General features: G+C 58.3%; 23 protein-coding genes. 18 read left to right on the forward strand and 5 right to left on the reverse strand.

Annotation, left to right across the window (positions count from 1 at the left end; genetic code table 11):
- Window positions 1-49: 49 nt before the first annotated feature.
- Complete coding sequence (mdh, locus tag ACR0JF_RS11680; RefSeq protein ID WP_170661188.1) at window positions 50-1,012, reverse strand: malate dehydrogenase; 963 nt, start codon at window positions 1,010-1,012, stop codon at window positions 50-52.
- A gap of 161 nt (window positions 1,013-1,173) precedes the next feature.
- Between mdh and ACR0JF_RS11685 the strand changes: the two genes are divergently transcribed.
- A complete protein-coding gene (locus ACR0JF_RS11685) occupies window positions 1,174-1,929 on the forward strand; it encodes a sulfite exporter TauE/SafE family protein (protein WP_170661187.1) in 756 nt (251 codons plus the stop codon).
- On the opposite strand, the gene ACR0JF_RS11690 is transcribed toward ACR0JF_RS11685, so the two are convergent.
- Window positions 1,926-2,231, reverse strand: coding sequence for a hypothetical protein (locus ACR0JF_RS11690; protein WP_170661186.1), 306 nt, complete (start codon window positions 2,229-2,231; stop codon window positions 1,926-1,928). The genes ACR0JF_RS11685 and ACR0JF_RS11690 overlap by 4 nt on opposite strands.
- A gap of 169 nt (window positions 2,232-2,400) precedes the next feature.
- Here ACR0JF_RS11690 and ACR0JF_RS11695 point away from each other — a divergent pair, with 169 nt between their 5' ends.
- The 11 genes from ACR0JF_RS11695 (at window position 2,401) to ACR0JF_RS11745 (ending at window position 10,474) form a co-directional block, all read left to right on the forward strand.
- Window positions 2,401-3,258, forward strand: coding sequence for an HpcH/HpaI aldolase/citrate lyase family protein (locus ACR0JF_RS11695; RefSeq protein ID WP_170661185.1), 858 nt, complete (start codon window positions 2,401-2,403; stop codon window positions 3,256-3,258).
- A gap of 6 nt (window positions 3,259-3,264) precedes the next feature.
- Entirely contained in the window at window positions 3,265-3,816 is a 552-nt protein-coding gene (locus ACR0JF_RS11700; RefSeq protein ID WP_170378968.1) for an NnrU family protein, read from the forward strand.
- Between the two features lie 15 nt (window positions 3,817-3,831).
- Window positions 3,832-4,038 (forward strand): DUF1737 domain-containing protein, encoded by a 207-nt coding sequence (locus ACR0JF_RS11705; RefSeq protein WP_170378966.1) that lies wholly within the window; start codon window positions 3,832-3,834, stop codon window positions 4,036-4,038.
- Window positions 4,038-5,066 (forward strand): MaoC family dehydratase, encoded by a 1,029-nt coding sequence (locus ACR0JF_RS11710; protein WP_170661184.1) that lies wholly within the window; start codon window positions 4,038-4,040, stop codon window positions 5,064-5,066. Before ACR0JF_RS11705 ends, ACR0JF_RS11710 begins: the two co-directional genes overlap by 1 nt.
- A gap of 156 nt (window positions 5,067-5,222) precedes the next feature.
- Window positions 5,223-5,882 carry a DUF1194 domain-containing protein gene (locus tag ACR0JF_RS11715; RefSeq protein WP_170661183.1) on the forward strand — a complete coding sequence of 220 codons (660 nt, stop codon included), beginning with the start codon at window positions 5,223-5,225 and terminating at the stop codon, window positions 5,880-5,882.
- Window positions 5,883-6,095: 213 nt separating this feature from the next.
- Window positions 6,096-6,479 (forward strand): succinate dehydrogenase, cytochrome b556 subunit, encoded by a 384-nt coding sequence (gene sdhC / locus ACR0JF_RS11720; RefSeq protein WP_170378960.1) that lies wholly within the window; start codon window positions 6,096-6,098, stop codon window positions 6,477-6,479.
- 10 nt (window positions 6,480-6,489) lie between these two features.
- Window positions 6,490-6,861: a succinate dehydrogenase, hydrophobic membrane anchor protein gene (locus tag ACR0JF_RS11725; RefSeq protein WP_170661182.1), complete on the forward strand. Its 372-nt coding sequence runs from the start codon at window positions 6,490-6,492 to the stop codon at window positions 6,859-6,861.
- A gap of 22 nt (window positions 6,862-6,883) precedes the next feature.
- Entirely contained in the window at window positions 6,884-8,692 is a 1,809-nt protein-coding gene (sdhA, locus tag ACR0JF_RS11730; RefSeq protein ID WP_170378956.1) for a succinate dehydrogenase flavoprotein subunit, read from the forward strand.
- A gap of 91 nt (window positions 8,693-8,783) precedes the next feature.
- Window positions 8,784-9,410: a sulfotransferase gene (locus ACR0JF_RS11735; RefSeq protein ID WP_170661181.1), complete on the forward strand. Its 627-nt coding sequence runs from the start codon at window positions 8,784-8,786 to the stop codon at window positions 9,408-9,410.
- Between the two features lie 13 nt (window positions 9,411-9,423).
- Window positions 9,424-10,203, forward strand: a complete 780-nt coding sequence (locus ACR0JF_RS11740; protein ID WP_170462678.1) for a succinate dehydrogenase iron-sulfur subunit — start codon at window positions 9,424-9,426, stop codon at window positions 10,201-10,203.
- 124 nt (window positions 10,204-10,327) lie between these two features.
- On the forward strand, window positions 10,328-10,474 hold the full coding sequence (locus ACR0JF_RS11745; protein ID WP_170468964.1) for a hypothetical protein: 147 nt from the start codon (window positions 10,328-10,330) through the stop codon (window positions 10,472-10,474).
- Window positions 10,475-10,749: 275 nt separating this feature from the next.
- Here ACR0JF_RS11745 and deoD read toward each other — a convergent pair whose 3' ends face one another.
- From deoD to ACR0JF_RS11760, 3 genes are all read right to left on the reverse strand, one after another.
- Window positions 10,750-11,463 carry a purine-nucleoside phosphorylase gene (gene deoD, locus ACR0JF_RS11750; protein ID WP_170661180.1) on the reverse strand — a complete coding sequence of 238 codons (714 nt, stop codon included), beginning with the start codon at window positions 11,461-11,463 and terminating at the stop codon, window positions 10,750-10,752.
- 19 nt (window positions 11,464-11,482) lie between these two features.
- Window positions 11,483-11,800, reverse strand: a complete 318-nt coding sequence (locus ACR0JF_RS11755) for an H-NS histone family protein (protein ID WP_480669337.1) — start codon at window positions 11,798-11,800, stop codon at window positions 11,483-11,485.
- Window positions 11,801-11,921: 121 nt separating this feature from the next.
- Window positions 11,922-13,889 carry a protein meaA gene (locus ACR0JF_RS11760; RefSeq protein WP_170661178.1) on the reverse strand — a complete coding sequence of 656 codons (1,968 nt, stop codon included), beginning with the start codon at window positions 13,887-13,889 and terminating at the stop codon, window positions 11,922-11,924.
- 144 nt (window positions 13,890-14,033) lie between these two features.
- Here ACR0JF_RS11760 and ACR0JF_RS11765 point away from each other — a divergent pair, with 144 nt between their 5' ends.
- From ACR0JF_RS11765 to ACR0JF_RS11790, 6 genes are all read left to right on the forward strand, one after another.
- Window positions 14,034-15,422: a 1-acyl-sn-glycerol-3-phosphate acyltransferase gene (locus ACR0JF_RS11765; RefSeq protein WP_170661177.1), complete on the forward strand. Its 1,389-nt coding sequence runs from the start codon at window positions 14,034-14,036 to the stop codon at window positions 15,420-15,422.
- Window positions 15,423-15,533: 111 nt separating this feature from the next.
- On the forward strand, window positions 15,534-16,820 hold the full coding sequence (gene ccrA / locus ACR0JF_RS11770; protein ID WP_170468948.1) for a crotonyl-CoA carboxylase/reductase: 1,287 nt from the start codon (window positions 15,534-15,536) through the stop codon (window positions 16,818-16,820).
- A gap of 365 nt (window positions 16,821-17,185) precedes the next feature.
- Window positions 17,186-17,905: a LuxR family transcriptional regulator gene (locus ACR0JF_RS11775; protein ID WP_170661176.1), complete on the forward strand. Its 720-nt coding sequence runs from the start codon at window positions 17,186-17,188 to the stop codon at window positions 17,903-17,905.
- Window positions 17,906-17,988: 83 nt separating this feature from the next.
- Entirely contained in the window at window positions 17,989-18,627 is a 639-nt protein-coding gene (locus ACR0JF_RS11780; protein ID WP_170661175.1) for an acyl-homoserine-lactone synthase, read from the forward strand.
- Window positions 18,628-18,791: 164 nt separating this feature from the next.
- The gene (locus ACR0JF_RS11785) at window positions 18,792-20,324 is read left to right on the forward strand and encodes an AAA family ATPase (protein ID WP_170661174.1); all 1,533 of its coding nucleotides are present in this window, start codon (window positions 18,792-18,794) and stop codon (window positions 20,322-20,324) included.
- Complete coding sequence (locus tag ACR0JF_RS11790) at window positions 20,321-21,049, forward strand: SDR family oxidoreductase (protein WP_170661173.1); 729 nt, start codon at window positions 20,321-20,323, stop codon at window positions 21,047-21,049. Before ACR0JF_RS11785 ends, ACR0JF_RS11790 begins: the two co-directional genes overlap by 4 nt.
- Window position 21,050 lies beyond the last annotated feature (1 nt).

Raw genomic sequence — 21,050 nt, forward strand, 5'->3', positions numbered from 1 at the left:
AAATACGGGCGGACCAAAAGTCCGCCCGCTTTTGTCTCAAGTCCTGTTTTTAAACCAGCGAGCCGTCGATGCCCTTGCAAGCCTCAATCAGGCCCTTCACGGCGTTGACCGAGTTTTCAAAGCCCGCTTGTTCGTCTTCGTTCAGTTTGATGTCGACGATACGCTCGATGCCGCCTGCGCCGATGACGGTCGGAACGCCGACATACATGCCGTCAACGCCGAACTCGCCGTTGCAATATGCCGCGCAGGGCAGAACGCGCTTCTGGTCTTTCAGGTAGGCTTCGGCCATTTCGATCGCCGAGGTCGCAGGCGCATAGAAGGCCGAGCCGGTTTTCAGCAGGCCAACGATCTCGGCGCCGCCATCACGGGTGCGCTGAACGATGGCGTCCAGCTTCTCTTGCGTGGTCCAGCCCATCTCGACCAGATCGGGCAGCGGGATACCGGCAACGGTCGAATAGCGCACTGACGGTACCATGGTGTCGCCATGGCCACCCAGAACAAAGGCGGTGACGTCGCGCATCGAGACGTTGAACTCTTCTGACAAGAAATGCGCGAAACGCGCCGAATCCAGAACGCCCGCCATGCCGCAGACCTTGTTGTGCGGCAGGCCCGAGAATTCGCGCAGAGCCCAAACCATCGCGTCCAGCGGGTTGGTGATGCAGATCACGAATGCGTCGGGCGCGTGAGCTGCGATGCCTTCGCCGACCGATTTCATGACTTTCAGGTTGATGCCAAGCAGGTCATCGCGGCTCATCCCCGGTTTACGGGCGACACCTGCGGTGACGATGCACACGTCTGCGCCTGCGATGTCCGCATAGTCGCTAGAACCTGACATTGCGGCGTCAAAGCCTTCGGACGGGCCGGATTCGGCGATGTCGAGCGCCTTGCCCTGAGGCAGTCCGTCAGCGATGTCAAACAGGACGACGTCACCGAGTTCTTTGACAGCTGCAAGATGCGCAAGCGTGCCGCCGATGTTCCCAGCGCCGATCAGCGCAATCTTGGGTCTGGCCATTTGGAATATCTCCGGTCGGTATTGAAATCGCGGGTTTGCTAGTCGTTAAATGGCTTTTGCGCAAGGGTCCTGCGGCGCGGCATGCCACCGCATACCGTTTGCCATCCCCAATCCGGTTGCGCTAAACCGCCTGTGAATCAAGCCAATTCCCGGGACGCTGCATGTTTGAATTGAACCTGATGTTTTTTGCAGTCGCGATCCCGGCGGTGATCTTTGCGGGCATCTCGAAGGGTGGGTTCGGCTCGGGCGTTGCCTTTGCATCGTCGTCGATTCTGGCTCTGATACTGACTCCGGGGCAGGCGTTGGCGCTGATGCTGCCGATCCTGATGGTGATCGACGTGGCCACGCTGGGACCCTATTGGAAACGCTGGAGCTGGCCGGATTCGCGTCTGCTGATCCTGGGCGCGGTTCCCGGTGTTCTGCTGGGCACCTGGCTATACCGCGTGACAGATGACGACCTTCTGCGCCTGCTAATCGGAGGGATCTCGATCGGGTTCGTGATCTGGCACGTCGCCCAAAGCAAGGGTTGGATTCGCGGTTTCACCCGCCGCTTGCCTGCCTCTGCAGGTCTGTTCGCGGGGCTTGTCGCCGGGTTTACCAGCTTTGTCAGCCATGCCGGAGGTCCCCCGGCTGCCGTTTATCTGTTGTCCCAGCGCCTGTCGAAGACCGAGTTTCAGGCCTCGACCGTTTTGGTGTTCTGGGTGATCAACGCGGCGAAATTCGTGCCCTACGCCTATCTCGGCCTTTTCACATGGCACACGGCGCTGGCAGATCTTCTGCTGACCCCTTTCGCTATATTGGGGGCCTGGTTGGGCGTCCGCGCGCATTTCATGCTGTCCGAACGCCTGTTCTTTGGCATCGCCTATGTGTTGCTGACCCTGACCGGAGGCAAGCTGATCTGGGACGCACTGACTTAGGTGTTTGGCGGCAGGACATCGGCCATCTGCTCATAGGCCCGCCCCGAGGCCACAAGGCAGGTCATTCCGTCCGGCAGGGTCACCGTGATCGTCCAGCTGCTAGATTGGTCCGAGGCAAACAGCTCCATCACCGCACCCTGACGAGCAATGCCGATCCCCCGGCGCGTTTCACCATAGGTTTCCGCAAGGCGTTGCAACACATCGGCCCGATGGGCGCAGTTGCGGGCCTGCGCCTGAACCTGTTGCGCCGCGAGGACCATGATTCCCAGTCCGATTGTCATCTTCAAAACTGTCTTTTTCATCTCTGACCCCATGTGTCACCAGTCGCCTGAAGCCTGCGGTCAAGAGGGCGATATTGCGTTAAAGCAAAGAGCGTTGCGTCACTAATGCTGCGTTGCGGCGATTTTTGCCTTGAACTTTCCTGAGAAAAATGCCCCTTTCTGCGCAACATTATTTCAACGGGAGAGGCCAATGCACCCGCGTCAGCGCCCTTATCGCTCGGTTCTTTACATCCCCGGTTCGCGTGACCGGGCCTTGGACAAGGCCCGCACGTTGCCGGTTGATGCCATTATCTTCGATCTCGAAGACGCGGTGGCTGCCGACGAAAAACCCAACGCACGCGAGACCCTGAAGGCAGCTCTGGCCGCTGGCGGATACGGCCCTCGGGTCAAGATCGTGCGCATCAACGGGCTGGATACTCCGTGGGGTGCAGATGACGCCAAGGCCGTGCGCGAGATGGACGCCGATGCTGTTCTGTTGCCCAAGGTGAACTCGGCGGCGGATGTGGATGCTTTGGCCGCGATCACAGGGGACCTGCCGATCTGGGCCATGATGGAGACCCCGCGCGGTATGCTGAACGCAGCTGAGATTGCAGCGCATCCTCTGATGGCGGGTTTCGTGATGGGGACCAACGATCTGGCTAAGGACCTGCAAACCCGGTTCCGTCCCGACCGTCTGCCGCTGATGACCTCGCTCGGCCTATGTCTGCTGGCGGCCAAGGCCGAAGGGCTGATCATCGTTGATGGCGTCTACAACGCCTTCAAGGACACAGACGGTTTGACAGCGGAATGCGAACAGGGCCGCGATATGGGCTTTGATGGCAAGACGCTGATCCACCCGGCGCAGATTGAGGTCACCAATGCAGCCTTCGCCCCGTCGGATGACGAGATAGACCTCGCCCGCCGTCAGATCAGCGCGTTTGAGGAAACCGAGGCGCAAGGGCAGGGTGTTGCCGTGGTTGACGGCAAGATCGTTGAAAACCTGCATGTTGTAACTGCCCGCGAAATTCTGGCAAAAGCGGAGGCGATTTCAGCTTTGCAAGCGGGGTAAGCCAGCATGGGCTTTGTTCTTCTGATCCTTGGTGTGGCGCTATGGTGGGCCGCACATCTGTTCAAACGCGTCATGCCTGCGCAACGCGCGGCTATGGGCGATGGCGGCAAAGGGGCTGTGGCGCTGGCGCTGGTGGCCGCGATCTTGTTGATGATCTTCGGTTACCGCATGACCGAGTTCATCTATGTCTGGGCACCGCCAAGCTTCATGACCCATATCAACAACCTGTTGGTGCTGATCGCGATCTACATGATGAGCCCGGCCCCTAAGAAAGGCCGCTTGCTGCACAAGCTGCGCCATCCAATGCTGGGCGGGTTCAAGCTGTGGGCCTTTGCGCATCTGCTGGTGAATGGCGATCTGGCGTCGATCATCCTGTTCGGTGGTTTGCTGGCCTGGGCTGTGGTCGAAGTGATCGTGATCAACAAATCCGAACCCGACTGGACCCCTGGCGAACCCGGCACCTATGGCATGGACGCGATGTTCTTTGTTGCCTCGATCGTGCTGCTGGGCGTGATCGGCTATATCCACGGGCTGGTCGGCCCGTCTCCATTTGGATGATAAGGACCTGAAAGAATGGCAAAACTCTATCGCCTGCTGACCGAGGAGGACACCTCGGCCTTCTGTCACAAAGTGTCGGATGCCTTGGCAAAAGGGTGGGAGCTTTATGGCGATCCCTCCTATGCCTTCGATCAGGCCAACAACGTCATGCGGTGCGCGCAGGCCGTGACCAAAGAGGTCGACGCGGACTATTCACCTGAGATGAAACTGGGGCAGCAATAATGGCAAAAACCAATCCGGGCCGCTTTTTTGAGGACTATTCCGTCGGGCAGGTGCTGCTGCACGCTGTCCCTCGCACCGTGACGGAGGGAGAGCGCGGCCTCTACCATGCGCTCTATCCTGCGCGCCATGCGCTGTATTCCTCGGATGAGTTCGCGCGGTCCTGTGGTTTGCAGGAAAGCCCGATTGATGATCTGGCGGCCTTCCACGTGGTGTTTGGCAAAACGGTGCCCGATATCTCGCTGAACGCAGTGGCCAATCTGGGATATGCAGAAGGGCGTTGGCTGCTACCGGTTCATGCGGGCGACACGCTGCGGTCGGTGTCCGAGGTGATCGGGCTCAAGCAGAACTCGAACGGTAAGACTGGTGTGGTCTGGGTGCGGACGCGTGGTCTGAACCAGTTGGACGAAGTGGTCATGGAATATGTCCGCTGGGTGATGGTGCGCAAGGCAAACCCGGATGCGCCGGCACCGGAAACGGTCGTGCCCGAGCTGAAGAAAGTGTTGGAGCCGAGCGATCTGGTCGTCCCCGAGGGGCTGGATTTCTCGAACTACGATTTCACCCTGGCGGGTGAGCCGCATCGTTGGGGCGACTATGAGATCGGCGAGACCATTGACCACGTGGACGGCGTGACGGTGGAAGAGGCTGAGCATATGTTGGCCACACGCCTATGGCAGAACACGGCCAAGGTGCATTTCGACCTGACCTTCCGCCCTGAAGGCCGCCTGATCTATGGGGGCCACGTGATCTCGATGGCGCGGGCCTTGTCGTTCAACGGCCTCGCCAATGCGCAGATGATCGTGGGTCTGAATGGCGGCGCACATGCCAACCCCTGTTTCGCAGGAGATACGATCAAGGCGTGGTCCGAGGTTCTGGACAAGGCCGAAACCGACGTGCCCGGAGTAGGGGCGATCCGCCTGCGCCTGGTGGCGACCAAGGGCGGCGCGCCGTTCGAGCTGCGCGGCGAAGACGGAAAATACACGTCGGAGGTGCTGCTGGACCTCGACTATTGGGCCTTGATGCCGATCTAAAGCGTTTCGGGTTATACCTGTGACACGAATACCCTGCCACGCTTGCAGCGTTCTCGGGACATTCGTGTCACTTGATGATTCAGGTAAACCCGAAACGCTAAAATCGGGTTACAGTGATGTGAACACAGCAACCGCAATCCGTGCTAGGGTGGCGGCATGTTTCTACGTTTTCTCACCCTTTTCCTGTGCCTTACACGCCCCGCCTGGGCGTGCGATCTGGCGCTGGCCTTGGCGGTGGATGTCTCTGGCTCTGTCGACAGCAGCGAATATCGCATTCAGATGGATGGCCTCGCCGCCGGGCTGCGCGACCCGGTGGTGTCCGAGGCCTTAGTGCGCGGGCAGGCGCAGGTGATGCTGGTGCAGTGGACGGGCGAATCCCGCCAGCGGGTGACGATCCCGTGGACGAAAATCGACAGCTTTATCGCTCTGGAGAAGTTTGCTGATCAAGTTGCGCAGGATCCAAGGGTCTGGCGAAACTTCTCAACCGCGATCGGAGAAGCTTTAGAGGCCACCCTGCTGCGGTTTGACGACGTGGCAGAGTGCAGGCGACTGCTGATTGATATCTCGGGCGATGGGGTTTCCAACGAAGGGGTTGAGCCGACGCAGATTCACGGCCTTCTGAAAGATCGTGGCGTGACGGTAAATGCCATAGCTATTGAAGAAAGTGAACCGGATCTGACGGCCTATTTCTTTGAAAACGTCATTTTCGGAGAGGGGGCGTTTGTCGTGTCGGCCTCGGGTTTTGCAGATTATCCAGAGCGCATACGAAAAAAGCTGCTGCGCGAGGTGACGCAGCAATCTGCCGGTTTTCGATGATCTGCAGGGATTCGTGATCACAACGCTTCGGCGTTGAAAACGCTAACATAGAATGATCGCATTGTATTTTGTGATCACACTTTTAAAGTGCGTGATCACAATTGGTCAAAATCACCGGTTTTGTGGCAATTTTACCTGTTTTTGCAGGTGCAGCACGTGACAGAAGCGCAAAAACAAGTAAAAAGTCTGGTAGCCAAAGTAAGAGGAGCCGCCATGGCCGATGTCAATCGGGGCAACCGCCCGCTCTCGCCACATATTATGATCTATCGCCCGCAGATGACTTCCATGTCGTCCATCATGGTTCGGTTTTCCGGCCTCGGGGTGTTTGCCGTTGCCATTCTGGTCGTCTGGTGGCTGCTGGCAGCGTCAACTTCGGAAAGTGCATTTGCGCTGATCGACGGGTTCCTGACCAGCTGGTTCGGTAAGCTGATCCTCATCGTCGCGACCTGGGCGCTTTGGTATCACACGCTGGGCCGCCTGCGTCACGTGTTCTGGGACTTCGGCTACTGCCTCGACGTGAACACCTCGGAAAAACTGGGGATGGGCATGTTCATCGGGGCCACCGTCCTGACCATTCTCACCGTGCTTGTGGTTTAAGGAGACGGAGATGCGATATCTGACCGACCGCAAACGCGCGCAGGGCCTGGGCGCAGGGAAATCGGGAACACAAACCCATTGGCGTACCATGGTGCGCGCGATGATCCTGACCGTGCTGGTTCCCATATTTATCATCACCTTCGGAATGGGCCTCGGCGGCACGTACGAAGAGGTTCTGGCCTATTTCAGCCGTCCCATCCCTGCGATTGTCACCGCCCTGACGCTGGTCGTGGGCCTGCAGCAGCTTATGTATGAGGCGCAGGAAACCATCGAAGACTATATCCATGGCATTCTTGAGAAAATCTCTCTCGTTGCGATGTGGGCGCTTGGCTACACGCTGATGGCTGCGGGGCTGTTTGCCCTGGTCAAGCTGACCCTGTGACGCGCGATAAGGAACAAGAACAATGACAGCAGCATATGAATATGAAACCCACGAATACGACGTTGTCGTCGTAGGCGCAGGTGGTGCCGGTCTGCGGGCAACTTTGGGTATGGCCGAGCAGGGGCTGCGTACAGCCTGTGTTACCAAAGTGTTCCCGACACGCTCACATACGGTTGCCGCGCAAGGTGGTATTGCCGCGTCCCTGTCCAACATGGGGCCTGACCATTGGCAATGGCACATGTACGACACCGTTAAGGGCTCGGACTGGCTGGGTGACACCGATGCGATGGAATATCTCGCGCGTGAAGCCCCCAAAGCTGTGTATGAGCTGGAACACTACGGCGTGCCCTTCAGCCGTACGGAAGAGGGTAAAATCTATCAGCGTCCCTTCGGCGGTCACACCACAGAGTTTGGCGAAGGCCCCGCCGTGCAGCGTACCTGCGCGGCCGCAGACCGGACCGGTCACGCGATCCTGCATACGCTTTATGGACAGTCGCTGAAAAACAACGCTGAATTCTACATCGAATACTTCGCCATCGACCTGATCATGTCCGAGGACGGGCAGTGTCAGGGCGTCGTCTGCTGGAAGCTGGACGACGGCACGATGCATGTCTTCAACGCCAAGATGGTTGTACTGGCGACCGGCGGTTACGGTCGTGCATATTTCAGCGCGACCTCGGCCCATACCTGCACCGGCGACGGTGGCGGAATGGTGGCCCGTGCCGGTCTGGCCCTGCAGGATATGGAGTTCGTTCAGTTTCACCCGACTGGAATCTACGGCTCGGGTTGCCTAATCACCGAGGGTGCTCGGGGTGAGGGCGGTTACCTGACCAACTCTGAAGGTGAGCGTTTCATGGAGCGCTATGCGCCCCAGTATAAGGATTTGGCGCCGCGCGACTATGTCTCGCGTTCGATGACGATGGAGATCCGCGAAGGTCGTGGTCACGGCGATGATGGCGACCATATTCATTTGAACCTGAGCCACCTGCCAGCCGAGGCGTTGGCGGAAAGGCTGCCGGGAATCTCGGAATCGGCGCGTGTCTTTGCTGGTGTGGACGTCACTAAGGAACCCATCCCGGTTCTGCCGACCGTGCATTACAATATGGGCGGTATTCCGACGAACTATTGGGGTGAGGTTCTCAACCCCACTGCCGACAACCCAACCGCAGTTGTTCCCGGCCTGATGGCAGTGGGCGAAGCGGGTTGTGCTTCGGTCCACGGTGCCAACCGTCTGGGATCTAACTCTCTGATCGATCTGGTCGTCTTTGGTCGCGCGGCGGCCATCCGGGCCGGTAAGGTAGTGGACGCGGACGCGCCGAACCCTGTGCTGAATCAGGCATCGGTTGACAAGGCATTTGATCGGTTTGACGCCGTACGGAACGCCTCGGGCGCAGTCCCGACCGCTGACCTGCGGCTTGAAATGCAAAAGACCATGCAGCAGGACGCGGCTGTGTTCCGGACCGCCAAGACCATGGCGGAGGGTGTCGAAAAGATGACAGCGATCGCGGCTAAGATGGACGATCTGAAGGTTTCGGACCGGTCGCTGGTTTGGAACAGTGACCTGATGGAGTCACTGGAACTGACCAACCTTATGCCGAGCGCTCTGGCCACCATTGTGGGGGCCGAAGCGCGCAAAGAGTCCCGTGGCGCACATGCGCATGAGGATTTCGCAGAGCGCGACGATGAGAACTGGCGTGTCCACACCGTCAGCCGGGTCGAGGGTAACAAGGTTGAACTCAGTTACCGTCCGGTGATCGTTGATCCTCTGACCAACGAGGATCAGGGCGGCATCAGCCTCAAGAAAATCGCGCCCAAAGCGCGGACGTTCTAAGTAGGAGCAACCATCAGGCAATGCGGTGCAAGCGCCACATACCCACCGACACGACAAACGCCCCTTTCGGGCGCGGTGAGGGGTGCTTGCCATGACGGTTGAACAGCTGCCCTCGGGTCAGCGGGACCCCAAGATCATCCTGATCGGCCTGAACCGCTGCGCCACCACGTCGCTGCATAAGCTGTTTCAGAACAGCGGCATCGCGTCGGTGCATTGGGTGGACGATCAGGGCGACAATCTGGCCCAGAAAATGGTGACGAATATTGCCATGGGTCGGAAACCGCTGGATGGGTTCGGCTCGGTCCGGGCCTTTTCTGACATTGCCTTTGTGAATGCCCGGTTCATGCTGGATGGCACGCGGTTCTTCCGCGAGTTGCACGCGGCTTATCCGGATGCCTATTTCCTGCTGAACACGCGCGATCGCGAGGATTGGATTTCCTCACGCGCGCTGCACAGCAATGGCGGCTATCTCGAACGCTGCTGCAAGGCCAACGGGATGGGCGCAGATGAAGTGAAACAGGGCTGGCGCCGGATGTATGACGTACACCACGCCGAGGTGCAGGCCCATTTCGACGGGAACCTAAGGTTCCTGCGCTTTGATGTCGACCGCGATGACCCCCAGGCGATTGCCGATTGGTTGTCTGCGGATTTTGACGTGAACACTGCCCATTGGGGGCACTACAATCGAGGCGCGTCTGACCGCGCCCGGACAGGCTGAATGGAGAATTGACATGGTTCAACTGACCCTGCCCAAGAATTCCCGGATCACCACCGGTAAGACATGGCCCAAACCGGACGGCGCGAAGAACCTGCGCAAGTTCCAGATTTATCGCTGGAACCCCGATGACGGCCAGAACCCGCGTGTCGACACGTATTTCGTCGATATGGACACCTGCGGTCCGATGATTTTGGACGCGCTGATCAAGATCAAGAACGAGATTGATCCGACCCTGACCTTCCGCCGTTCGTGCCGGGAAGGGATCTGTGGCTCCTGCGCGATGAACATCGACGGGATCAACACGCTGGCCTGTATCTACGGCATGGATGAGATCAAGGGCGACGTGAAGATCTATCCGCTGCCGCATATGCCGGTGGTCAAGGACCTGATCCCCGACCTGACGCATTTCTACGCGCAGCACGCCAGCATCATGCCGTGGCTGGAAACCAAGACCAACCGCCCCGCGAAAGAGTGGAAGCAATCGATCGAAGACCGCAAGAAGCTGGATGGCCTGTATGAATGCGTGATGTGCGCCAGCTGCTCGACCTCGTGCCCGAGCTATTGGTGGAACGGCGACCGCTATCTTGGCCCCGCAGCTTTGCTGCACGCCTATCGCTGGATCATCGACAGCCGCGATGAAGCCACTGGTGAGCGTCTGGATGAGCTGGAAGATCCCTTCAAGCTGTATCGCTGCCACACGATCATGAACTGTGCAAAGACCTGCCCGAAGGGTCTGAACCCGGCGGCAGCGATCGCGCAGATCAAGAAGATGATGGTCGAACGCTCTGTCTGATCGACCGATGCGCTTGCCGTGCTGCGGCAAGCGCATGCCCCCTTTGCAAAAACGTCCGATGTCGTCGGTCCACCGACGCCGTATATTTGCAGAAGGGAGGAGTGATGAAATCAGGATCACTCCGATGAGTACACAAGCAAACACACCGAAAACCGACGCCAAGGAAGCTCTGACCTTGTTGGAGCAAGCTTGGGCGTATTACACGCCAGAACCGGTTGGCGCGCACGATCAACGAGAGCCTGAGTTGTTCGAATACGCCAACGCGGCGTGACACCGGCCTTGCCATTTGCGGCTGGAACGGGCCAAACAGATCTATGCCTGTTCTTCTGCTTCTTCTGGCCGCTGGGGTTTTCGCCTATTTCTTCTGGCGGTCCCGCACGTCTTCGCTGACACGCGACTGTCGCTGGCGATTGCATCGTGACGAAGATCTGTGGGTTTGTGCCTATTGCGGCGCGCGATCCGACGGTTCAGATCGTCCTTCGAAATGTCTGCGGCAATCAATCGGCAAATAGAAATCGGGCCGAGACATGCTCGGCCCGTTTCACGTTATGCTGCGTCCGGGAAGGCCGCTTGCAGTGCGATCTCGACCATGTCGCCAAAACTACGCTCCCGTTCAGATGAGGGCAGGGCCTCGCCCGTCAGCAGGTGGTCCGAGACGGTCAGAACCGCAAGTGCCCGGCATTTGTGCCTGGCGGCGAGGATATACAGCTCGGCCGCTTCCATCTCGACCCCCAGAATGCCGTGACGCACCATCTGTTCGTTCAGATCAGGGCGCTCATCATAGAACACATCGGACGAATAGATCCCGCCCACATGGGTCGGTGTTCCCTTGGCTGCCGCCACATTGGCCGCAGCCTGCAACAGACCCCAATCGGCGCAGGGGGCGAAGTTCAATTCCTTCATGATGCCTCGGGACGGCGTGCTGAGGGTGGTCGAAGTCATGGCCAGAATAACATCGCGGACATTGACGCTGTCCTGCATACCACCGCAGGAGCCAATGCGGATCAGTGTCTTTGCGCCGAAATCCTGGATCAATTCGTTCACGTAAATGGAAAGTGAGGGCATCCCCATGCCGCTGCCCTGAATGGTGACAGGGTTCCCTTTCCACGTACCGGTAAACCCGAGCATGCCGCGCACGTCATTGACCAACCTCACGTCATCCAAAAACGTTTCCGCCGCCCATTTCGCCCGATAGGGATCTCCGGGCAATAGAACGGTTTCTGCGATGTCGCCTTTTTCTGCGCCAATGTGGATTGTCATTTCTGAAACGACCTCAAATTCAGATTTCCAACTCGGCGATATCGGTGCCGGAATTCAGCGCGTCATGCACCCATTGAGGCTTGCGCCCACGACCCGTCCAGGTTTGATCCGGGGCGTTTGGATTGCGGTATTTCGCTTTTGATTTCTGCGACTTGGTGCCTCTTGGCGCGTTGTTCGAAAGCTCGGACAAGGAAAACCCGAATTCGGCTGCGGCTTTTTCGGCAGCTTCCAGAGCGGCTTCGCGCTCGCGCTTTTCAGCGTTTACCAGGGCTTTGTCAATATCGTCGCGCAATTGCAAAAGTTCATTGCGCGACATTTTTTCAAGCTCAAGTCCCATTTTTTTTCCTCTTTCAGACGTGAGTGATTGCAATTCCAAGAATTGCAGCAATTTCACACGGCGATATAGGCTATTCCCGTCATTTCGGGAATAGCCATCAAGAGTTTTTCAAAACGAGCCGTTATTCGGCGGCGATTTCCTGCGGGTCCACCAGCGCGACGATGTCGCCCATGATTGCGTTCAACTCGAAATTCTTGGGCGTGTAGATTCTGGCAACGCCCATTTTCTTCAAAGCTTCTGCGTCATCATCCGGAATAATCCCGCCAACAATGACAGGCACGTGCGACAGGCCTGCCTGTTTCAGGCGGGTCATTACGTCTTCAACCAGAGGCAGATGACTGCCAGACAGGATCGACAAACCGATCACATGGGCATCATCCTCGGACGCGGCCGAGACGATTTCTTCTGGCGTCAGGCGAATGCCCTCATAGCTGATATCCATGCCACAGTCCCGGGCGCGGAAGGCGATCTGCTCGGCGCCGTTCGAATGGCCATCCAAACCCGGCTTGCCGACCAGGAATTTCAAACGACGCCCGAGCCGGTCACTGATTGCATCGACCGAGGCGCGCAGGTCTTCTAACCCTTCGGTCTTGTTCGAGACCGAACCGGACACGCCGGTCGGGCCACGGTAGGTGCCGTAGACCTTGCGCATTTCCTCGGCCCATTCACCAGTAGTTGCACCGGCCTTGGCCGCAGCAATCGAGGGCTCCATGACATTCGCCCCGGTTTGCGCCGCCTCGCGCAGAGCACCTAGAGCGGCAGCCACGGCTACGTCATCACGTTCGGCCCGCCATTCGTTCAGACGATTGATCTGCTCCTGCTCGACCGCAGGGTCCACGACCATGATGCCGCCATCCTCGGTCTGCAGGGGCGAGGGTTCACCGTCGACCCATTTGTTCACACCGACCACAATGGTCTCGTTCCGTTCGATGCGGTTCAGGCGTTCTGCATTGGAATCGACCAGTCGGGACTTCATGTATTCGATCGAGGCCACGGCACCGCCCATGGAGTCGAGATTGGCCAACTCGGCCCGCGCGCCTTCCTTGAGTTCTTCGACCTTGGCATCAACCGCCGGGTTTCCGTCGAACAGGTCTCCGTATTCCAGCAGGTCCGTCTCATAAGCCAGAATCTGCTGCATGCGCATCGACCACTGCTGGTCCCACGGGCGGGGCAGGCCCAAAGCCTCATTCCAAGCGGGCAGCTGTACGGCACGAGCGCGCGCTTTTTTCGACAGTGTGACGGCTAGCATCTCGATCAGGATGCGGTAGACGTTGTTTTCCGGCTGCTGCTCGGTCAGACCGAGCGAGTTCACTTGAACGCCATAGCGGAATCTGCGGAACTTGGGGTTCTCAACACCATAGCGTTGTTGAAGTATTTCATCCCAAAGATCGACGAAAGCCCGCATTTTACACATTTCGGTGACAAAACGGATGCCTGCATTGACGAAGAAGGAAATGCGCCCACACAGGGCGGGGAAGTCCTCGGCCGGGACGCGCGGGCGCAGTTCGTCAAGCACTGCGATGGCGGTGGCGAGCGCATAGGCCAGCTCCTGTTCCGGTGTCGCACCGGCCTCTTGCAGGTGATAGGAACACACGTTCATCGGGTTCCATTTTGGCACGTTGGTATAGCAATACTCGGCCACATCAGCGATCATCTTCAAAGACGGCTTGGGTGGGCAGACATAGGTACCGCGGCTGAGATATTCCTTGATCAAGTCATTCTGAACGGTGCCCTGCAGCTTTGAGACATCCGCGCCCTGTTCCTCGGCCACGGCGATGTAAAGCGCCAGCAGCCACGGGGCCGTCGCGTTGATCGTCATCGAGGTGTTCATCTGCTCCAGCGGGATCTGATCAAACAGGACCCGCATATCGCCCAGATGGCAGATCGGCACACCCACTTTGCCAACCTCACCGCGCGCCAGTGTGTGGTCGCTGTCATAGCCCGTTTGAGTCGGCAGATCGAAAGCCACCGACAGGCCAGTCTGACCTTTGGCGAGGTTGCCGCGATACAGCGCGTTCGAGGCTTTGGCGGTGGAATGACCGGCATAGGTTCGGATCAGCCAAGGGCGGTCTTTCTGCATCTGCGTCATGGGCGGGCCTCGTGTTTCGGTGAGCAACAAAATTACGTCTACGGGTTCTAAATCGCAATTTTCAGGCATTGTCAATTCGCTGCGTTGCGGCATATGCGAATTGTCTAGATTGTGAGCCGTCTCGTTTGGTGGCAGTGTGGCCCGATGTTGAGAACCGTGGAACTTCCGCTGTGGCTATTCCTGTTGATCGTGGTCTTTGCCATGGTCACTTTTGCCTCGCATTTTCTGTTCCCGTCTGTCCGCTGGTTCTTTCGCCGCAGGCTTGAGAGAGCGGTCTCTCGGTTGAACCAGCGCCTGCAGCGGCCGATCCAGCCGTTCAAGCTGGCGCGGCGGCACGACATGATTCAACGGCTCATCTATGATCCTCAGGTCGGGCAAGCGGTGCAGCAGCACGCCCATGAAGAAGGCATCCCCGAAGCCGTTGCGTTCGAACAAGCCCGCCGGTACGCGCGTGAGATCGTGCCCTCCTTTTCGGCTTTTGCCTATTTCAGCTTCGCCATTCGTCTGTCCCGGTTGCTGAGCAACGCGTTCTACAACGTGCATCTCAGCTACAAGGATGAAAGCGCGATCAAGGATATCGACCCCGAGGCGACAGTTGTCTTTGTGATGAACCACCGCAGCAACATGGACTATGTTCTGGTCACCTATCTGGCGGCGCAACAATCCGCCCTGTCCTATGCCGTGGGCGAATGGGCGCGGGTTTGGCCGCTCAGCCGGTTGATCCGCGCGATGGGCGCGTACTTCATCCGTCGCAAATCAGGCAGCGAGCTGTATCGCCAGGTTCTGGCCAGCTATGTCCGGCACGCGACCGAAGCGGGTGTAACGCAGGCAATGTTCCCCGAAGGCGGGCTCAGCCTGACCGGCGCTTTAGGGCGCCCCAAGCTGGGTTTGTTGAAATATATTATCGACGGCACCTCGCCCGAGGGGCGCGATGTGGTGTTTGTGCCGGTGGCCCTGAACTATGACCGCGTGCTTGAGGACACGATCCTGACGCGCGCCGCCCTCGGAACCGATCGACGTTTTCGCGCGCGGATCGGGGTGATCACAAGCTGGGTTCTCAAGCAAATCTGGCGTCGGTTGATCGGTCGCTACAAGCGGTTCGGACTGGCCGCGGTTCGGTATGGTAAGCCGATCTCGCTGAAAGACTTCGAGGCACGAGCCGGTGATGACGTCATGACCGACCTCGCCCGCGCGTTGATGAAACGGATTGGCGCAGCGATTCCCTTGGTGCCGGGGCCGGCCGCGTGCTGGCTGCTGCGCGAGAATGGCCCTATGCCCGAACAAGAGGTGCGGAGTCGTATCCGTGCCCTCATGGAAGCCGATGGTCTGGCGCTGGCGGAATCAGAGGACGCCATCACCAGCGCTGTGGATCAAATGGTCGAACGGCGCATTCTGACCCTTGAAGACGGGGTTTTGAATCTGTCCGGGCAGCGCGAGGATCTTTTGGATTATTATGCAGAGTCAGTACCAGAACAGGTGAAATCCGCCAATGCTGCGCTCGCGAAAGATGTTTCTGCACCTGCTGGGTCATAAAATTACAAAAATAGACCAAAGATGGTTGCAATGTTGCGCAACCCCTCCTATCCCTCTGTAGGAGAGGCGGCGATTCTGCGCCGCGGCAAAGATATTGAAAAGGAGGCCAGCATGGCTTTGGACACCGAAAGCGGTATCGCGTCGTACGAGGCACCCGAAAAGGACCTCTATGAAATGGGGGAAATCCCTCCGATGGGGTTTGTGCCCAAGCAGATGTACGCCTGGGCGATCCGCAAAGAGCGTCACGGAGAACCAAATACTGCGATGCAGCAGGAAGTGGTTGATGTTCCCGAGTTGGACAGCAATGAGGTTCTCGTCCTCGTGATGGCGGCGGGCGTCAATTATAACGGCGTCTGGGCCGCTTTGGGCCAGCCGATCAGCCCGTTTGATGGCCACAAGGCCCCCTACCATATCGCTGGTTCGGATGCGTCGGGCATCGTTTGGGCCGTTGGCGACAAGGTCAAGCGCTGGAAGGTTGGTGATGAGGTGGTGATCCACTGCAACCAAGACGATGGCGACGACGAGGAATGCAACGGCGGGGATCCGATGTACTCGCCCAGCCAGCGCATCTGGGGCTATGAGACCCCAGACGGGTCGTTCAGCCAATTCACTCGCGTGCAGGCGCAACAGCTGATGCCGCGTCCCAAGCACCTGACCTGGGAGCAGGCGGCGTGCTATACCCTGACGCTAGCAACGGCCTACCGGATGTTGTTCGGTCACGAGCCGCATGACCTGAAGCCCGGTCAGAACGTTCTGGTTTGGGGTGCCTCGGGTGGTTTGGGCTCTTACGCGATCCAGTTGATCAACACGGCTGGTGCAAATGCGATCGGCGTGATCTCGGACGAAAGCAAACGGGATTTCGTGATGGGGCTGGGCGCCAAAGGCGTTCTGAACCGCAAGGACTTCAACTGCTGGGGTCAGCTGCCCACAGTCAACACGCCCGAATATGCCGAGTGGTTCAAAGAAGCCCGCAAGTTCGGCAAAGCGATCTGGGACATCACCGGTAAGGGCAACAACGTTGATATGGTGTTTGAACACCCTGGCGAAAGCACCTTCCCGGTGTCGACCTTCGTGGTGAAAAAGGGCGGTATGGTCGTGATTTGTGCTGGTACCACCGGGTTCAACTGTACCTTTGACGTGCGCTACATGTGGATGCACCAGAAGCGCCTGCAGGGGTCGCATTTTGCGCATCTGAAGCAAGCGGCAGCAGCCAACAAGCTGATGGTCGAACGCCGTCTGGACCCCTGCATGTCGGAAGTGTTCGCGTGGAACGATCTGCCCGAAGCGCATATGAAAATGCTGCGCAACGAGCACAAGCCGGGCAACATGTCGGTTCTGGTTCAGGCCCCGCGCACCGGCATGCGCACTTTGGAAGAGGTTCTGGACGCGCGTCCATAAGCCCATCCTGAAATATCTAAAAAAACACCCGCGAATCGGAACTCCGATACGCGGGTGTTTTGCCGTCTTGGAGGGTCCTTTTTTGTTTCAACAGGTTGGAATTTTGCCCCTCACTATTTTTGGGGAGTAGAAACCGGTGAATAGGTCAAAAAGATCGCACATGTTATGGTTGTGTTAACACTTCGTTAACTGTTTCAGAGAGACCCTAATGGCGCAAAATGAGTGGATACTGGACGTATTGTCGGACCTCAACGCGTTCGCTGTTGCGAATGGGTTGACTGCCTTGGCCGAACAGCTGGACGACACCAAGCTGATTGCCGCAGCCGAGATCGCGTCCATGACAGATAAGGCACGGGCGCCCGCGGATGGGAACAGAACTCGATTTGGGTCAGATCCTGAAGGATTTGGAAAACACCAGCACGCTTGATGAGCTTGGCTCGGTCGCCATTCATCTCCGCGACTGCCTGAAAATCGAACATCTGACATATCACTGGGTGGATGCCGCTGGGGATCAGTACGGCTATACCACCTATTCCGATGCCTGGGATGAACGTTATCGAGATAAAAACTATCACCGCATCGACCCTGTGATACTGGGGTGTTTCCAACGATTTCACCCGGTTGATTGGAAATCGTTGGACTGGTCCGGCAGGGTGTCCAAAGCGTTTCTTAAGGATGCATTGGAACATGGGGTGGGTAATCAGGGTTATTCGATCCCGATCCGAGGGCCGAGTGGACAGTTTGCGCTGTTCACCGTCAATCACAGTTGTGACGACGACACTTGGCAGGATTTCATCTCGACCTTCGGCCGCGAATTGATCCTCGTGGCGCATTACATCAATCGCAAAGCACTGGAATTTGAAAAGGACAGGCAGCCTGAAGCGACCCGAGGTCTGTCCCCGCGTGAAATTGATGCGATGACTTTGCTTGCGCAGGGCTTCAGCCGCGCTCAGGTTGCGCATTCGCTGTCGATCTCGGAACACACGCTTAGGGTCTACATTGAAAGCGCCCGCTCGAAACTGGGCGCGCAAAACACGACACACGCGATCGCGACCGCGCTCAGCCGTGGGTTAATAGTCGTTTAAGCAACGTACGGTCCTAGAACAGTAAATTAATCACGACTTCGTACCCCTTTCGTTCCTGCACAGGACGACAAGGGGAATTAGTCATGTTGCGTTATTTGTATGCTGATGAGCTGCAAAAATTTCCAGTTTTGGCCGATGTGATGTTTCGCGATCGCGCGGATCAGTTCAAAACCCGGCTGGGATGGGACGTTTACGTCAATAAAAAAGGGGAAGAGCGGGATCAATATGATGATCTCAACCCGCTCTACGTGATTTGGGAGGAGCCGGATGGCAGCCATGGCGGTTCAATGCGGGTTCTGCCGACCACTGGCCCGGTCATGGTAAACGAGGTGTTCGGTCATCTCAACAGCGGCGAGCCGATCTGCAGCCCTTTGATCTGGGAGGTCACGCGCTTTTGCCTGTCGCGTACAGCCAGCCCCCATACGGCCGGGGCTATCATGCTGAGCGGCGGCGAAATGATGGAGGGGTTCGGCCTGACTCATATCGCCGGCGTCTTTGATGCGCGGATGATCCGGATCTACCGCCTGATTGGGTCGTCGCCAATTGTGTTAGGGTCCGAAGGGAAAGGGCACGATCAGATCTCGGTCGGTCTGTGGCCCTATTCTGCGGATGATTGCAAACGCGTGGCCGAACAGGCGGGCATTCCGCGTGAGCTTTCGCGCCTGTGGTTCAAAACCGCGTTCGGCCCGGTCAAACAGCACCGGTTTGCGCTGTCGGCCTAGATCGTTTCGGGTTAAGCCTGAGACACGAATACCCTGCCACGCTTTCAGCGTGCTCGGGACATTCGTGTCACTTGATTATTCTGGTAAAACCCGAAACGCTTTACGGCCTTGAAAACCCAAATCCGTATCTGGTGAAGGGTGGCGCGGCCCTGTAGGGTCGCGCCATGTCTTTGCCCAATGTGACCTTTTCAGAAGATCAGGCCGCCGCCTATGACAGCATCGCCGAGATGCTGCGCTCTGCCGGGGTGGACCTTGAAGATGATGCGCTGCTGAAACTGCCGGGGAACGGTGAGTCGGGCGTTATGGCCGTGATCGGCAAGGCCGGTTCGGGCAAGACTCTGCTGCTGGCAGAACTGTATAAGGCGCTGGCCGAGACTGGCGTTCACATCGTCTCAGGCGACTATGAGAGCCGAAAGTCTCGCGACAAGCGCAGTCTGGCGATTCTGGCCCCCACGAACAAAGCCGCGAGCGTTTTGCGCCTGCGCGGGGTGCCCGCGACGACCATCCACCGCATTCTCTATACGCCCGTCTATGACCCGGAATATGAACGCATCGCCGAATGGCTTGAGAGCAATGATGAACGGCCCGAGATCGAAGGCCTGACGGATGAGGCGCTGGACCGGGCGGCTGCCTTCTACCAGAACAACAAGTCGATCCCCGGTGCTCTGGCCGCCGCCGGTTTGCGCGGGTCGGATTTCATCACTGGCTGGAAACGACGGGAAGAGCCGCTGGATATCGGTTTTGTCGACGAAGCCTCGATGCTGGATGACCGCCAGTTTGATGATCTGAAAGAGATCTTCCCGACGTTGCTGCTGTTCGGCGATCCAGCACAGCTGGCACCAGTGAACCAATCCGGCAGCATGGTGTTCGAATCCCTGCCCGAGCCGCGCAAGCTGACCCTGCATCGCATACACCGTCAAGATGCCGACAATCCCATCCTCGATCTGGCCCATGCGCTTGCTGACCCTGCCATGGGGTTTGAGGATTTCGAGCGTCTGGTCGAAGACACCGCGCGTCGCGATGACCGTGTGGTCTGGGGGCAGCGGGTCGAGGTCGACCTGATGGCCCGCAGTCCGGTTCTGGTCTGGCGCAACGCAACGCGCATCCGTCTGATCCAGGCCTTCCGGCAGGTCCATGGCGCGCCTGAGACGGAGCTGCTGGAAGGTGAACCGCTGATCTGCGATGGGATCGAGCTGCCTCTGAAACACCGCAAGAAACGGCTGGATCTTGAGGCGCGTGGCCTGATCAAAGGCGCGCAGGTCGTTTATCTGGGGCCGGGGCGAAAACCCGGTTTCTCGCGCCTGCATGTAATGGGGGCCGAGGACCCTCAGGTCAGTGCGGCGTCGATTGTGCAGATCGAAAAGCCGGATGAAGAGGAACCGTTCATCCCCTATGCAGCGCGTATGGGCGCGACCTTTCTGCATGGGGCGGCGGTGACTATCCACAAGGCCCAGGGTTCGCAATGGGATACGGTGCAGGTCTTTGCGCCCGATATCTACGCCGCGGCCCGCATGGGCCGAACCGAGGCCGGACAACCCTTGTGGAAACGACTGGCCTATGTTGCCATCACCCGCGCGCAGGAACGGTTGATCTGGGTGGTTCGTAATCGGTTGTCCAAACCCACCCATCCTCTGCGCGTCGATGATCTGCGCGCCATACCGGCGGCGACCCTGATACTGGAGGCTGAAGAGACATGAAATCCATCCTCATAACCGGCGCGAGTTCCGGGATCGGAAAAGCCACGGCAGAGCTGTTTCTGACCGAGGGCTGGACTGTTGGTCTTCTTGCCCGCAGCGAAGACAAATTGGTGGAAATGGCCGAAGGGCATCGCAACGCGATCCCTCTGGTTGCGGATGTGACGGATCCGGTGGCGGTTGCGCGCGCCTTCCGGTCTTTCTCCAACAGGGCCGAGCGGTTGGACGTTCTGTTCAACAATGCTGGCATCTTCGCGCCCGGCGGTACGATTGATGAAATCGCACTGAAGGACTGGTACCAGAGCGTCAACGTCAACCTCAACGGCATGTTCCTGAGCGCGCGTGAGGCGTTTCGGATCATGCGTCACCAAACACCGCAAGGCGGGCGTATCATCAACAACGGCTCAATCGCGGCCTATGTGCCGCGCCCGAATTCGGTGCACTATTCTGCAACGAAACACGCCATCACCGGGCTGACGCGCAGCCTGTCGCTGGATGGGCGCGATTTTGGCATTGCCTGTGGTCAGATCGATATAGGGAACGCCCGTACCCAGATGGTGCAGGGGCTGGTTGATGCTGCGATTGCCGATGGTACGACGCCCGATCCGACCATGGATGTGGAAGATGCCGCCAAATCGGTGCTGCACATGGCCAATCTACCGCCCGAGGCCAATGTGCAGTTCATGACCGTGATGGCCACGACCATGCCCTATATCGGCCGGGGCTGAG

This window comes from Ruegeria sp. BG11 (assembly GCF_056538565.1).